Raw genomic sequence first — 15,220 nt, forward strand, 5'->3', positions numbered from 1 at the left:
AACATATGAAACTAATTAAATTTTTAAGTTGGGCTTTTATTGTAGGAATTATTTCAATTTCTACTGGATGTGCAGACGACGTTGAAGAGGCTGTTGCAACTCCTACGAGTGAGGATGCCTTATTTACATTTGAATTTGATTCCGAAAATCCAAATATGGTACATTTTTCAGCAATACCAAATGATGCAAACTGGTACACTCATTGGGATTTCGGAGACAACTCTTCAGCTGAAGGGTATGAAGCCACTAAAATTTTCTTTGACAGTGGAGATTATGATGTGAGGTTTAGAATATTTACCGAGGGCGGTGTTGCAGAGTCATTTCAAACAGTGGTTATAAACGATGACTTTGAAGCGCCTAACCTCATTCAAAACGGAGAGTTTAACGGTAGTGATCCGTGGATTGTTTTGCCTATTTCTGACGGTGTTGATGTTTCTTTTGATAATAATGAAGCTAAATGGACAGGTGGCAGTTGGGGACAAGTAGGAATATATCAGCCCATGCAACTTTTAGCAAATAACGAATATCAAATTTCAATGGATATTAAAGGAGGTCCTTTAACAGATTCTTGGTTTGAAGTCTATGTGGGAATGGAAACACCTGTTGAGGGTCAAGACTACACCGATGGCGGAATGCGTTTAGCCCTTAATACTTGGGAAGGTTGTGGCGGAGAAGCTTTTGAGGGCGATTTTGCAGCGTACAGTTGTGTCGGTACAGGTTCAACGTTCGAATTTCCGACGGCCGGGACTGCCTATTTAGTAATTAGAGGTGGTGGAGCAAACTATGGTTCCGAAGGCGTCACAATTGACAATGTAACAGTTAGATCCCTTGATTCATTCGCACTCGCTGTTGTTGCAGATTTTGAATTTGTAGCATCTAATCTCACAACAACCTTTACAAATACATCTGCGAATGCAACAAGTTATTCATGGGATTTTGGAGATGGTTCTGGGACATCAACTGAAGAAAATCCAACTTACAGCTATACGGAGGGTGGTACTTATATGGTAACATTAACAGCCACTAATGAAGCCGGTTCGGCTGAAATTACAAAAGAAGTCACAGTAATTGATCCAGCTGCTGCACCTACCGCAGGGTTCACATTCGAAACTTCTAATCTTACTGCATTGTTTACAAACACATCTGCAAATGCGACAAGTTATTCATGGAATTTTGGAGATGGTTCTGGCACATCAACAGATGAAGACCCAGAATACACCTATACAGCAGCAGGCACTTACACGGTTACATTAACTGCAACAAATGATGCTGCAGTTTCAAACGAAATTTCGCTTGAAGTGACCGTAGAAGAACCCGTTTACACGAATCTTATTACAAATGGAGGTTTTGACGATTCAAGTGGTTGGACAATTATTAACATTGACCCTAATGATAATGGAATCGGTTCCGTTACTATCGCAGATGGCGTTGTGACGTTTGCAGAAACACAAAGTCCAAGCGAGTGGAAACACTGGGCGATTTATACCCAATTGACCTTGGATCCAGGAATATATCAATTTGACATGGACATGACCTATACCGATATTAATGACGTTTGGGGCGAAGTATATATCGGTGCTACACAGCCTGTGGAAAACACTGGAGATTACAATGGAGACCAGTATGTCCTCAAGGCGTATAATGCCTGGGATTGTGGCGATTTAAAAACCTATTCTGGACCAGCAGTTGCTGGAGGTTGTGACACAACTCAAAACCCAGGGCAATTTGAAATTACAGCTCCTGGAACGTATTATTTATTATTTAGAACTGGTGGTGGTCAATGGGGTAACGAGGGAATCGTTTTAGACAACTGGTCGGTATTGAGACAATAATTTAGAATAGTATTAGAATATTAAACCCAAAAAAATAATAATTCAATGAGAAATTATGTGCTTTTTATAATCCTGATATTTACAGTGTCATTTGGTTGGAGTCAAGGACTACATACACAAGGAACACAAATTGTTAATTCAAATGGTGAAGAAGTTCTTTTAAGAGGGTACGGCCCTGGAGGCTGGCAAATTATGGAGGGTTATATGATGCAAACTTCTGGATTTGCTGGTTCACAACATGAGATCAAAGAGCGATTAGTTGATTTGATGGGCGAAACCAATACTGAGGTCTTTTTTGATAAATGGCGAGAAAATCATTTTACACAACGCGATGTAGATTCATTAGCAGCTTGGGGTTTCAATAGTATTCGTATTCCTATGCACTACAATCTATTTACTCTTCCAATTGAAGAGGAGGCTGTGCCTGGAGAAAACACATGGATTGAAACAGGTTTTGAATTGATAGATGATGTCTTAGAGTGGGCAGCTCCTCATGATATTTATGTGATTTTAGACATGCATGCTGCACCTGGAGGACAAGGTGCAGGCTCAGAAATTAATGATTATGATCCTTCAAAACCATCGCTCTGGGAAAGTCAAGAAAACAGGGATAAGCTTGTCGCTTTGTGGACCAGAATTGCAGACCGCTACAAAGACAACGAATGGATTGGAGGCTATGATCTCATCAATGAAACCCATTGGGATTTACCGGGCAATGCTTTATTACGAGAAGTCTTTGAAGACATTACTGTGGGGATTCGAAGTGTAGATCCCAACCATATTATATTTATTGAAGGAAATTCCTATGCCAACGATCATAGTGGATTAACACCCCCTTGGGATAACAATATGGTCTATAGTTTTCATAAATATTGGAGCACGAATAATCCCGGTGATTTGGACTGGATACTGCCTCTTAGAACACAATATAACGTACCTCTATGGATGGGAGAATCAGGAGAAAATTCCAATACATGGTTTACGGATGCAGTCTCTTTATTTGAAGACAATAACATTGGTTGGGCTTGGTGGGCCGTTCGTAAAATTGGAGATATAGACAGCCCTTACGCTATTGATATAAATCCTGGTTATCAAGATATTCTGGACTTCTGGCAAGGCAATGGAGCGCAGCCAACAGCCACAGAAGCCTTCGATAGTATGATGGAGCTCGCCGATAATCTTTTGGTTGAAAATAGCCGCTTTAGAAAAGATGTGCCCGATGCATTAATAAGACAAGTACAAACTGATGAGACAATTCCTTATAACGGCACACCGTCAGCAATTCCGGGAGTGATTCATATGTCAGATTTTGATTTAGGTAAAAATAATTTTGCATACTATGACACGGTTGTTGCTGACTATAATTTATCTACTGGAGATTTTACAGCGTGGAACAGCGGATGGTCCTATAGAAATGATGGAGTGGATATCGAAAAAAATAATGATAATGTAAATAGTAATGGATATCATGTCGGATTTGTAAACCAAGGCGAGTGGATGAAATATACAGTAAATGTTAATGAAGCAGCTGTGTACAAAGCAAAAGTCAGAGTTGCATCTCAACAAACCGGTGGGGAGTTCTTTCTGTCTATAGACGATCAGGAAGTGACTGCAACACAAGTTGTGAATTCAACAGGGGGTTGGACACAATTTTCAACTTATGAAATTAATGATATTATTCTTCCAGCAGGAGAACATGCGTTGAAGCTACACATTAACAATGATATTGCTGCAAATTATAGTAGTATTGAATTTGAAACTACAGGATCTATTGATGCTTTAGCTCTAACCGCATTAAACGGTAAGACGGGTACTGATGAAAAATCTTTAGAAATTACAATTAGTGAATCTCTTTTGGCAACATCCTTAAACGCCACTGAAGATCAATTTTTTGTTCTTATTAATGGAGAAGAAAGAGTCGTTACATCGGTTACAGCAGATCCGTTAAGAGAGCGACTGTTTATTCTTAAGCTCGAAGATTTCTTTCTTTTAGGGGACGTCATAACGGTGAGTTATACGGGGACTTCAATCCAATCCCAATCAAATAAAACTTTAAATACATTTACAGATTTAAACATCAATAACATCGCTCCATATCGTGTCGTAATTCCTGCTCTTATTCAAGTCGAAGATTATGATGTGATGGAAGGTATGGGCTTAGAAGATACAACAGATGAAGGTGGGGGTCAAAACTTAGGATATACAGATCCAGGGGATTATGCCGACTATTCTATTTTTGTTCCAGAAACAGGACTGTACGGAATTAAGTTCAGAGTAGCTGGGTTTAACCAAGGCCAAATCGGACTGTATACAGTAGGTGAAAATGATGTGGAAACTGAATTAATTGTTGTAAATACGGTTGTTACTAATGGATGGCAGATTTGGGAAACTGTTTCAGATAACGTATTTATTGAAAAAGGAGTACATAAATTAAGAATGAAAATCCTTTCAGGTGGATTTAATTTCAATTGGATGGAGTTTGATTATCCAGATAGTGATGGCGATGGCGTTCTTGATGGAAATGATGATTGCCCAAATACTCCTGAAGGTGCTATTGTAGATATTTCAGGTTGTGAAGTTTTCTTTTTACCTGCCGATAATTATGTAATATCCGCATTCAGTGAAACATGCAGATCTCAAAATAATGGGAGTATTTCATTATCAGCTGTAGCGAACTATACTTATACCGTTTCCATAAGTGGAGAAAATTACGCCGCAATGGAAATATTTACAGACGATATTAATTTCGAAAATTTATCTGCTGGATCGTATGAACTGTGTATTACATTAGAGGAGCAACCAGACTATGGACAATGTTTTACAGTCGTTGTAATCGAACCAGATGAGTTGAATGTTAATGCGAATAGAGTAGCGAATTCCTCAAGAATAAATATGACCATAAATGGAGGGGACTTGTATTATATATCCTTAAATGAAGAGACGTTTATTACTAGTGAAAGCGAAGTGGAATTAGTATTATCTAAAGGTTTAAATAAATTGAGCATAAGAACAAATAAAGAGTGCCAGGGCGTTTATGAAAAAACCTTTGTTGTAAATAGCGCACCTATTGTCTATCCTAACCCTGTTCAAAATAATACGTTATTTATCAATATTGATCTTATAGAAACATCAGCTGTTCCTGTAGAAATTTTTGATGTAACGGGTAAATTAATAGCCTCTAAAATATACTATCCAACATCCAATACTCTGGAAGTTGATGTGTCTAGCATCGCAAATGGATTTTTTGTACTAAAAATAACCACAGCAGAAAAAACGTATAATTATAAAATTATAAAGCAATGAGCAGATTAAAAAAAATACTTCCTATATACTTGTTTTTGTTAATCAGTGTTGCTTCTTGTAGTAGCGATGATAGCGGTGATGAAGGTATAAATCCTGTAGATCCGCCAACTGCAGCAACTCTTATATTTCCTGAAAACAATACAGAATGTAATGAAGGTGTAATCATTTCTGACTCCGAAACAGATGTACTCTTCCAATGGCAAGATGTGACAAATGCCAGTTCCTATATATTAAAAGTTACAAATTTAAATGATGGAACTTCTAGAACTATAAGTACACTTTCAAATGAATTTTTGCTACGGATTTTAAGAGGCACTCCCTATTCGTGGTCTGTAATCTCATTAGCAAGTGATACTACAGAAACAACAGAAAGTGTCGTTTGGAAATTTTATAATTCGGGGCTTCCTCAAGAAAGTCATCCCCCATTTCCGGCAGAAGCAATCAGTCCTCAATCTGGTGCCAGTGTCAATGAGGGTGAAGTTAGTTTACAGTGGGAAGCAACTGATATTGATAATGATATTGTGTCCTACACTGTATATCTTGATTCTGCAAATCCGCCAGTTGTTGAAGTTGGTAGTACAAGTAATACAAGTGTAAACACTACAGTAACTTCTGGGCAAGTGTACTATTGGAAAGTCGTAACAACAGATCAAATTGGGAACACATCTGATTCACAAATTTTTCAATTTGGAGTCAATTAAATCTAGACACATGAATCTAAAACAAGGTATTTATATTCTGATAGTAATAGTCTTGCTATCATGTAACAAAGAACATAAAGGAGATGTAATTCCTGTAGAAAACTTAAATGTTTGGGAAATAGATTTCCTGGATAATTTTGAAACATTCAATACGGATAATTGGCAAGACCAACGCATTTGGGTAAATAACGAAACACATTGCTATGTCCCTAATAATGAATTTGGAACTCGAGAAGTTAGTGATGGCACTTTAAAATTAAAAGTAGTGAATATTGGTAAAAAACGGAGCTGCGATAATTTCGATAAATATGGAAAACAGCACCCTGAAACGCAATATGTTGCTGGGCGAATTGCTTCAAAAAATCGGAAAGAATTTATTAAAGGAAAATGGACAGCTCGACTTAAACTAGGGAACAACGGAGAGCCAAGTATGTTTCCAGCATGGTGGATTTTAGGATCTCAAAATAATGAACCCCCGGTTCAAGAACCGAACGAAACTGTTTGTTGGCCAATGACTGGGTCTGGAGAGATTGATATTTTTGAGCATCATGGCGATCATCATAAAAATAGTTTCACAACAGGCGCTATAAAAAATCTAGGCAAATGCGATGAGGGCGATTGGTGGACTTTACGTAAAGGATTCAATGTTGATTTAAACGAATTTCATGAATACTCTGTTGAATGGGAAAAAAGTGATTTAGTGTATCGTGTTGATGATAAAGAAGTGTACCGTAATAAAGGTGAAGGAGATAACTATCCGGAAGCCATGTTTGCCATTTTAAATTATGCTAAAATTACTGATTTCCCAATGGAGGGCGAATGGGTAATGGAAGTCGATTGGGTCAAACACGAATACAAAAAATAACTTACAACAAACTATGGTCAGAATATATTACAAACTATTTATTCTTTTGCTTTTAATGACTTCTTGTAAAGACGCAAAAATCGTTAAATTAGAACCACAATACACAATTTCAAGTGTAGGAGAAAGCTATTCTAACAAAACGCTTCAAGTATATACTACCGCTAAGGATACAGAGTTGCGATTAGCCAAAACAAATGAACTGACATTCAAAGAAAAGAGCCAGCCCTTAGAAACAGGAATTGCAGTTTTTGTAAATCCAAAAAAAACATTTCAAGAATATTTAGGGATTGGAGGAGCGATAACAGATGCTTCAGCAGAGGTATTTTCAGCCTTAAGCTCCAGCAAACAAGATGAATTCCTTCAATCGTATTTTGGAAAAGATGGATTAGGATATAACATTATAAGAACCAGTATTCATAGTAGTGATTTTGGTTTAGGAAGCCATACCTATATTGACGAAGGGGATGCAGAACTAAAAACATTTTCAATTGAAAAAGACAAAGTAAAAAGAATCCCTCTCATAAAAAGAGCAATTGAATTGATCAGTGACAATTTAGTCTTTTATGCCAGTCCTTGGAGCCCACCTGCTTTTATGAAAACCAATAAAAATATGCTTAGAGGCGGAAAACTCCTTCCTGAATTTCGTCAATCTTGGGCAAATTATTATGTAAAATTTATTGAGTCATATGAAGCTGAAGGTATTCCTGTTTGGGGATTGACCATACAAAATGAGCCAATGGCAACACAACGATGGGAATCGTGTATATACACCGCCGAAGAAGAACGCGATTTTTTAAAGGGTTATTTAGGACCAGCTCTAGAAAAAGCAGGTATGAGCGATAAAAATATTATCGTATGGGACCACAATAGAGATTTGATTACGAACAGGGCAAATACTATTTTTGAAGACCCCGAAGCTTCTAAATATGCTTGGGGAATTGGGTTTCATTGGTATGAGACTTGGACAGGAGGTTTACCAAAATATGATAATTTGAAAAGTATAAATGAATCATTTCCTTCAAAAAATATGATGTTTACTGAAGGCTGTCAGGAAGGTTTTAATCCAGAAAGACTCTTCCACTGGCCCAATGCAGAGCGCTATGGGAATTCAATGATAAACGACTTCAATAGTGGCGTTGTCGGATGGACAGACTGGAATATTCTCCTTGACGAAAGAGGAGGGCCAAATCATGTAAAAAATTTCTGTTTTGCCCCTATTCATGCAAATACAAATTCCGACGATTTGATATACACGCCTACTTACTACTATATCGGTCACTTTTCAAAGTTCATCGAGCCTGGCGCTGTACGTGTGAGCACAACAACAAGCATAACCACTATTGAAAGTACCTCGTTTATGAACAAAGATGGAAAGATTATAACTGTTGTTATGAATCCAACAGACAATATGATCAATTACAAATTGATCGTTGATTCAAGTGAAACTGTACTAAATATTCCGCCGCGAGCGATGCAATCAATCGTGTACTAAAAGTTAAGCGCTTTAATCCAACATCATATGAACAAAAAACTGGTCTTCATTGCTTTTGTAGTCTCCCTCGGAGGATTCCTTTTTGGGTTTGACGCAGGTATCATTTCTGGTGTGATGTCTTTCGCAGGGCCAGAGTTTGAATTGAACGAAATTCAGTCTGGCTGGGTAGTCAGCTCACCATCGTTTGCTGCCATGTTTGCAATGCTATTTTCTGGAAGATTAAGTGATGTCTTTGGACGAAAAAAACTACTTCTTTTTGTAGCATTTCTATATGCAATTTCTGCTGTGTTTTCTGCTGGCGCTAACTCTTATGAAATGCTGTATATCGCAAGAATGATTGGCGGATTGGCTTTTGGAGCTGCTTTGGTATTAGCACCAATGTATATTGCTGAGATAGCAAACGCAGAAAACAGAGGTAAATTAGTTACTATTCAACAATTAAATATTGTTTTTGGGTTTTTTGCAGCCTTTTTAAGTAATTACTTTTTCAATAAGTACAACACCCCAGAAAGTAGTTTTCTTACAGACGAAATTGTTTGGAGGTGGATGTTAGGTGTCGAACTGACCCCTGCTGTTTTATACTTCATATTCTTGTTTTTTGTTCCAAAAAGTCCACGTTGGTTATTTTTAAAAGATAGAATTTCTGAGGCAAAACACGTCTTAATAACACTTCATGGAAACGAAAGAGGCCACGCTGAGTTTGCTTCCATTGAAAAAAGCATACATGCTGATAAAGACAAATCTAATTTAAAACTTACGGATTTATTAAAGCGTTCGCTACGTTTCATATTAGTTATAGGTTTAATTATAGGCGTACTACAGCAAATTACGGGGATAAATGCTGTTTACTTCTATGCGACATCTATATTTAAACAAACAGGAATTGGTACTGATGCGGCCTTTTCATCAGGAGTGATGTTAAGTACCACATCGGTACTTTTCACTTTTGTGGCCATCTATTTAATAGATCGAATGGGAAGAAGACCCCTAATATTAATCGGCACAGCTGGTGTTGCAGTGAGTTTGCTGTTATGTGCTTATGGTTTTAATAACGCAACATACCAACTTTCCAAAGAAAAAATTGCTCAGTTTGAGTTTTCTGGTTCGGAACAGTTATTACCTTTTGCTGAAAAGGTTTATGATACTGATATCGATTTTAAGAACACCATTAAGTCTGCACTAGGCAATGCAACATATCTTAAAAATGATGGGGTCATTTTAGAAGCGTCAACTCGTATAAATGCCACTTTAGTACTCATTGGAATTTTAGGATTTATTGCCTGCTTTGCATTTTCACTAGGCCCTGTAATGTGGGTCTTACTGTCCGAGTTATACCCATTGAAATATAGAGGTCTAGCTATCGGAGTTATTGCCTTTGTAAACTCCCTTATTAGCTCTTTAGTGCAATTGATTTTTCCTTGGGAACTTTCAAACTTAGGAAACGCACTAACCTTTTTTATCTTTGGAGCAATTGCTTTGATAGGCTTCTTTGTACTCCTAAAACTATTACCAGAAACAAAAGGAAAGTCTTTAGAGGCTTTAGAAAAAGAGTTGGTAAAACAATAAAGTTATAAAAAACTCTTTAGTATTTTAAGCTTGCATTTAAAGATGAATGAATCATAACTTTCTGTAGCTTGATTATTGAGCCAGTCCCCTTAAATCTCCAAAATTCTATGGCAATACATTAAATAAATATACAATGCAGCGCGATCAAATCACTTCTAATTTGAATGCGCTCAATATTTCAGATTCGGAATATAAGGGTCTTATTGAAAATACATTTCTACATTTATAAAATTTTAAGCAAACCTATACCAACAGTGCAATTGCGCATAAAAAAAGCTGATAAGTTCGATTTTAACTTCATTTTTAATTGTACAGATTAAACCGCATCACTTTTATGCAAAGGTTTTGCGGTTCTTTTTAGACAACCAATTAAAAAACCTCTTAAAACACTTCGTTTTAGCACAATAAAATAAACTCCTCCCAAGTCTTTTCATTTTAATTAGTTGATTTTTTAGCTTAAAATTAAGATTCAAAGCGATTTATTGCTCTTATATTTGGTCTACCAATTTAACACTCATGAAAATAAATCTGTACCTTATTTGTCTAATTGGGTGTATTCTTTACATCACTACTTGTCGGTTCCAAGCGAACTCAACGCCCAAAAAAATAAATCCCGTCGTACTCAAAAAAAAAGGTAAAAAAACTGCGGAAGAAAGGCGATTATTTGTAGAAGAGCGAATGCAACATGAGTATAATCTCCAAAAAAACCCTCTCAGCAGAATTATCCCTATTCAAGAAAAGCGTATTGAACTTAACAATTCCATAGCTGCAAAGCAGAAATTAGCGCGCAGGCGCTCAATGAGCAGCAATACATATATTTCAAGAGGACCCTCAAATTATGGAGGAAGAACACGTTCTTTGGTTATAGACCTGAGTGACCCAAGTGGCAACACTATGATTGCAGGAGGAGTTAGTAGTGGAGTATTCCGAACAACTGATGGTGGTGCTAGTTGGAGTAAGGTCTCTGCTAACGATGAAATTCACAATGTATCCGCAATTGCGCAAGATCCAAGACCTGGGTTTCAAAATATTTGGTATTATGCCACTGGAGAAAGGTTGGGCAATAGCGCCTCATTGGGGTCATTTTATTTTGGTGATGGTATATGGAAATCGGAAGATGGTGGCTTAACATGGAATATAATACAACAAACCAGCTTCGATTTCACTAGTTTTGACTCAAGACTTGATCTGATATCTGCATTAGAAGTTAGCCCTATCAACGGAGATCTTTTGATTGCAGCAACTGCGCGAATCTACCGATTCGATGGTACAACACTAACTACCGAACTCAATCAAGACAATTCAAATACAACATCAGATGTATTGATTAGCAGCAGCGGGCGCGTTTACGCAGCCTTTGATGGAGGAGTAGATCAAAACGGAGTATGGACCTCTCCCACAGGAAATGGCTCATGGACAAGAATTGCTGAAAATGGGACACCAACCGATTGGTTAGCGCAAGGAAGAATTGTACTTGGAGCCGCCCCATCAAATGACAATATTATTTATGCCCTTTACGTCAATGGAGCCTCAGAAAGCATAGAAGCAGATTTATGGAAATATGACTTGGATTTGGATACATGGACCAATTACTCATCAAAATTACCGGACGAACCTGACGGTGACCTTGCTGGAAATGACCCGTTTGCTGTTCAAGGAGGGTACGATTTAGTGGTTAGTGTTAAGCCCGACGATGAAAACTTTGTAACCATAGGAGGAACCAATATTTACAAAATAGAAGATATTTTAAATGATGAAACATTTACGCGCATTGGTGGCTACATCAGCAACACCAGTTATGGTTTGTACAATACCGGTGGCGTTGAGCATCACCCAGATATACATGCTTTAGTTTTTGATCCTAATAACCCTAATATATTTTTTTCTGGAACAGATGGTGGTGTACATAAAACCTCTGATGTTAATGCCGAGGAAGTCGCTTGGGAAAGCTTAAATAATAATTACATAACCTACCAATTTTACCATGTCGCATTAGATCCAACAACAGAAAGTAATCTTGTTATTGGAGGAACCCAAGATAACGGTACAAAATATGGAGGAACAGATGTTGGCCTTCCAGACAACACAAGTATGCAATCGTATTCAGGTGGAGATGGTGTTGCTGTTGGAATTGCACGGAGAGGCGAAAACGAAGCTATTCAAATCTATGCGGGAACTCAAAATGGGAATATGTTTACTAACCTTCCTGAGTTCAGAACAATTACCCCTGATGGGTCCGAAAGCCAATTTGTAACCTACTTTTATATAGACCCCGATAATACAACAAATTTGTATTACGCAGGATTGTCTGAACTGTACAAAACAAATGACGCAGAAAACATAACAGCTCTCACGTGGGAAAACTTAGGCGCTTTGCCAAACGATGAGCCAATCCGGACATTTGCAACTACAAGAGGGGCTCATAATCCTCTATCAAGTTATTTGTTGATTGGTGGCGGGAACGGCGGTATTTTCAGGCTAGATGATCCACAAAACGCAACAAGTATTGACGATGCAATAATCATTACACCCTTTGGTGCAGACACCAATAACGGGGCTTATGTAAGTGGATTGGCGATTCATCCGAACGATCCAGATACCGTCTTGGTGGTTTATTCAAATTATGGTATTAATAGTATTTTTTTAACCCTAAATGCCCGTGCAGAGGAACCACTATGGTCGTTAGTGGAAAACAATCTAAATGCACATTCCATTCGCTCTGCGGCGATAGCCGAGGTTGACGGAGAGGTGATTTATTTTGTTGGTACAGCCAGGGGGCTGTATGCATCTAATGATCCACTTAATAACGATTGGGAAATTGAAGGAGTTAATGAAATTGGACTGGCCGTGGTCAGCGGATTGGTTTACAGACCGTCCGACAGCAAACTTCTTGTGGGAACGCACGGAAACGGCATGTTCGAAACAACAGTTGAAAGCACTTTATCTGCCAATGAAAATAGTTTTAATACAACGTCACTCAGTATATTTCCCAATCCTGTAGTTTCAACACTAAGCATAAAAACAGCCCCTTCTATTCAAAAGATCGCCTACAGTATCATGGAGCTTTCTGGGAAACAAATTTTGAAAGGGATTACAGAAAATAAAAGAATTGGTGTAGAAACACTCCGCCCCGGACTTTACATCCTAGGCCTAAAATTTGAAGGTAAAGAGCAATTTTTAAAGTTTATTAAAAAATAGAAAACTGTTCTTCTGGCTTCAGCAAAATTTAGTGTGAAATAAAAAAAGACCTCCGTTTGGAGGTCTTTTATATTTTGATTAGTTAGTAAAAACTTATTTGATGACTAACTTTTTAGTTGCTTGTTGTGCACCTAACGTCATTTGAACGAAATATAGTCCAGAATTTAATTCAGAAACATTAACTGCATTTCTTACGTTATCGACACGCATTACAGATTTTCCTAGCATATCAAAAATCTGAACATCCAAATTCTCGTTAGAATTTACAGAGAATTGAACTGTATCTTTTGCAGGATTAGGGAACATTTTGACAGCAGAGCTTAACTCAAAAGATTGAGTTGACAAAGATGCGAATTCACCAAAAACAATATTGTCAATCATGAAGGTATCATCATTAGCATCTGTACTTGCTGGTCCTGTAATATCTGTGAACAATACAATAAGATTTAAATCTGAAGCATTAAATGCAGAGAAGTCAAAAAGAAGTCTCTGCCATAATCCAACATTAGTGTAGTTAGCATCTACTTCTCTAGCGGCTGAACCACCTTCCAATTTTAATTTTACTGAGGTTTCTCTATTACCCTTGTACATAATAGAAAAACCCTTATCGTTAGCAGATAAATCAAAAGCTGTTGGGTTAATCGCAATTTTAATGTGGCAGTAGGGAGCGGCGTTTACATTATCCAATTTCCCAACTTTAGCTGATGTATTGATACCATCAGTTAGATCATTGTCAAAAAGATCTGTGTATACCAAACCTTCAAATCCTGATACAGTTGTTGCAGTTTCGAAATCTAATGACCAGCTTGTAACTGGAGGGGTATATGTAGCTCCAAGTACACCACCCTCAAAATCGTCAATGTAATAGGTTCCCACTGATGTAATACCAAAATCCATGAACAACACATATTTTCTATATTGGTCATAGACTACAGTATTTGTATTACCACAGCAGTAGCTTGCACTACTAAAATCAAGATCTATTGTTTCCCATCCTGTTCCTGCTGTTGTGAACGATTTTTCAATTGCAGGATTACCATTTAGAGAACTTTCTAATTTCAATAATCCTGGCTTAGGCGAATCACTCCAAATTCGAAAAGAAATGGTTTTGTCGCCTCCTGTAAGATCAACATAAACATCTTGCGTAAATTGTGTGTTTGCATATGCTGGGTTAGAGTTTTCTATTTTCCCAACATTATTAGTAGCATCAAAGGGATCTGCTACCACAGAGAATGTAGGAGCAGCACCACCAGCGCCATCAGTTGAAACAGTATAGTTTACAGTTTCAAAATCAAATAAAGGATTCAAAGTACCTGATGAACCATAGGTTTCAATTTTGAAGTTACTTGCAGTAACCTCAATATCTCTAGATGTCACATAAAATATAGCAGAATTAAAATTCTGGCCAACAGTTGAATACGCAGGAATATCAACAGTGTAAGTTGAATTATCCCCTAAAGCTGCTAATAAAGGAACCGTAACTTCGAATGAAGGGGTATTGTTTGGATAGGGATTAGCTTCAAATAAAAATCTTACCTCAGTATCAGTTGCTGTAGTTGCTGTGAATGTAATCTTACCCCCTCGTTAAAAGTCATAGGGTATAAATTGGTATTATTGTTTGCAAATCCTGCCCAAGCATCAGCAGCAGTAGGAAAAGTAAAACTTTGTGAATAAACTGATCCTGCAAAAACACCCTTGTAGACTGGAAAATCTGATTTTTCTACTGTAGTCCCATCTGAAGCATACGTTTGGATCTTAGCTTCCTTAATTGAAACTGTAACATCCCTTTGAGTGACATAAAAAATAGCGGAGTTAAAGTTTTGATCAGCTGTAGTATACGCTGGAATAGTGACAGAGTAAACATGATCGGCATCATTAGAAGCAAGCAGTTGAACTGTTACATCAAATGCTGGTGAGTTGTTCGGATATGGATTAGCTTCAAATAAAAATCTTACCTCAGTATCAGTTGCTGTAGTTGCCTTAAAAGTGATTAAGCCACCATTGTTAAATACCATTGGATACATATTAGTATTATCGTTTGCGAAGCCTGCCCAAGCATCAGCAGCAGTAGGAAAAGTAAAACTTTGCGAATAAACTGATCCAGCAAAAGTGCCATCATAAACAGGGTAATCAGTTTTTAGGACATCCTGTGAAAATCCAAGCATGAAGAATGAAAGGAATAATAAAAATGTAATTTTTTTCATGTTATTGTAATTTGTTAATTAATTTATCAATCTCAAAAATAATTAAATGTTTGTTTTGA

9 protein-coding genes are annotated in these 15,220 nt (G+C 37.4%); 7 read left to right on the forward strand and 2 right to left on the reverse strand.

Features of this window, described 5'->3' with window-relative positions; all coding sequences use genetic code 11:
* Positions 1 to 5 precede the first annotated feature (5 nt).
* The 7 genes from FORMA_RS04080 (at position 6) to FORMA_RS04110 (ending at position 12,957) form a co-directional block, all read left to right on the forward strand.
* On the forward strand, positions 6 to 1,832 hold the full coding sequence (locus FORMA_RS04080; RefSeq protein WP_069674455.1) for a PKD domain-containing protein: 1,827 nt from the start codon (positions 6 to 8) through the stop codon (positions 1,830 to 1,832).
* 45 nt (positions 1,833 to 1,877) lie between these two features.
* A complete protein-coding gene (locus FORMA_RS04085) occupies positions 1,878 to 5,135 on the forward strand; it encodes a carbohydrate-binding protein (protein WP_069674456.1) in 3,258 nt (1,085 codons plus the stop codon).
* Positions 5,132 to 5,836: a hypothetical protein gene (locus tag FORMA_RS04090; protein ID WP_069674457.1), complete on the forward strand. Its 705-nt coding sequence runs from the start codon at positions 5,132 to 5,134 to the stop codon at positions 5,834 to 5,836. Before FORMA_RS04085 ends, FORMA_RS04090 begins: the two co-directional genes overlap by 4 nt.
* A 10-nt stretch (positions 5,837 to 5,846) precedes the next feature.
* Entirely contained in the window at positions 5,847 to 6,701 is an 855-nt protein-coding gene (locus FORMA_RS04095; RefSeq protein ID WP_069674458.1) for a glycoside hydrolase family 16 protein, read from the forward strand.
* Between the two features lie 13 nt (positions 6,702 to 6,714).
* Complete coding sequence (locus tag FORMA_RS04100; protein ID WP_069674459.1) at positions 6,715 to 8,193, forward strand: glycoside hydrolase family 30 protein; 1,479 nt, start codon at positions 6,715 to 6,717, stop codon at positions 8,191 to 8,193.
* Positions 8,194 to 8,220: 27 nt separating this feature from the next.
* The gene (locus FORMA_RS04105; RefSeq protein WP_069674460.1) at positions 8,221 to 9,759 is read left to right on the forward strand and encodes a sugar porter family MFS transporter; all 1,539 of its coding nucleotides are present in this window, start codon (positions 8,221 to 8,223) and stop codon (positions 9,757 to 9,759) included.
* A 516-nt stretch (positions 9,760 to 10,275) separates the two neighbouring features.
* Complete coding sequence (locus FORMA_RS04110; RefSeq protein ID WP_069674461.1) at positions 10,276 to 12,957, forward strand: T9SS type A sorting domain-containing protein; 2,682 nt, start codon at positions 10,276 to 10,278, stop codon at positions 12,955 to 12,957.
* 93 nt (positions 12,958 to 13,050) lie between these two features.
* On the opposite strand, the gene FORMA_RS04115 is transcribed toward FORMA_RS04110, so the two are convergent.
* On the reverse strand, positions 13,051 to 14,334 hold the full coding sequence (locus tag FORMA_RS04115; RefSeq protein ID WP_069674462.1) for a T9SS type A sorting domain-containing protein: 1,284 nt from the start codon (positions 14,332 to 14,334) through the stop codon (positions 13,051 to 13,053).
* A gap of 155 nt (positions 14,335 to 14,489) precedes the next feature.
* Positions 14,490 to 15,161 carry a hypothetical protein gene (locus FORMA_RS04120; protein WP_069674463.1) on the reverse strand — a complete coding sequence of 224 codons (672 nt, stop codon included), beginning with the start codon at positions 15,159 to 15,161 and terminating at the stop codon, positions 14,490 to 14,492.
* Positions 15,162 to 15,220 lie beyond the last annotated feature (59 nt).

The sequence above is a fragment of the Formosa sp. Hel3_A1_48 genome (genome assembly GCF_001735715.1).
Lineage (GTDB): Bacteria > Bacteroidota > Bacteroidia > Flavobacteriales > Flavobacteriaceae > UBA3537.

Coding starts and splice junctions, on each gene's coding strand:
- FORMA_RS04080 (WP_069674455.1), top strand. CDS start 6: ATGAAACTAATTAAATTTTTAAGTTGGGCTTTTATTGTAGGAATTATT.
- FORMA_RS04085 (WP_069674456.1), top strand. CDS start 1,878: ATGAGAAATTATGTGCTTTTTATAATCCTGATATTTACAGTGTCATTT.
- FORMA_RS04090 (WP_069674457.1), top strand. CDS start 5,132: ATGAGCAGATTAAAAAAAATACTTCCTATATACTTGTTTTTGTTAATC.
- FORMA_RS04095 (WP_069674458.1), top strand. CDS start 5,847: ATGAATCTAAAACAAGGTATTTATATTCTGATAGTAATAGTCTTGCTA.
- FORMA_RS04100 (WP_069674459.1), top strand. CDS start 6,715: ATGGTCAGAATATATTACAAACTATTTATTCTTTTGCTTTTAATGACT.
- FORMA_RS04105 (WP_069674460.1), top strand. CDS start 8,221: ATGAACAAAAAACTGGTCTTCATTGCTTTTGTAGTCTCCCTCGGAGGA.
- FORMA_RS04110 (WP_069674461.1), top strand. CDS start 10,276: ATGAAAATAAATCTGTACCTTATTTGTCTAATTGGGTGTATTCTTTAC.
- FORMA_RS04120 (WP_069674463.1), bottom strand. CDS start 15,161: ATGAAAAAAATTACATTTTTATTATTCCTTTCATTCTTCATGCTTGGA.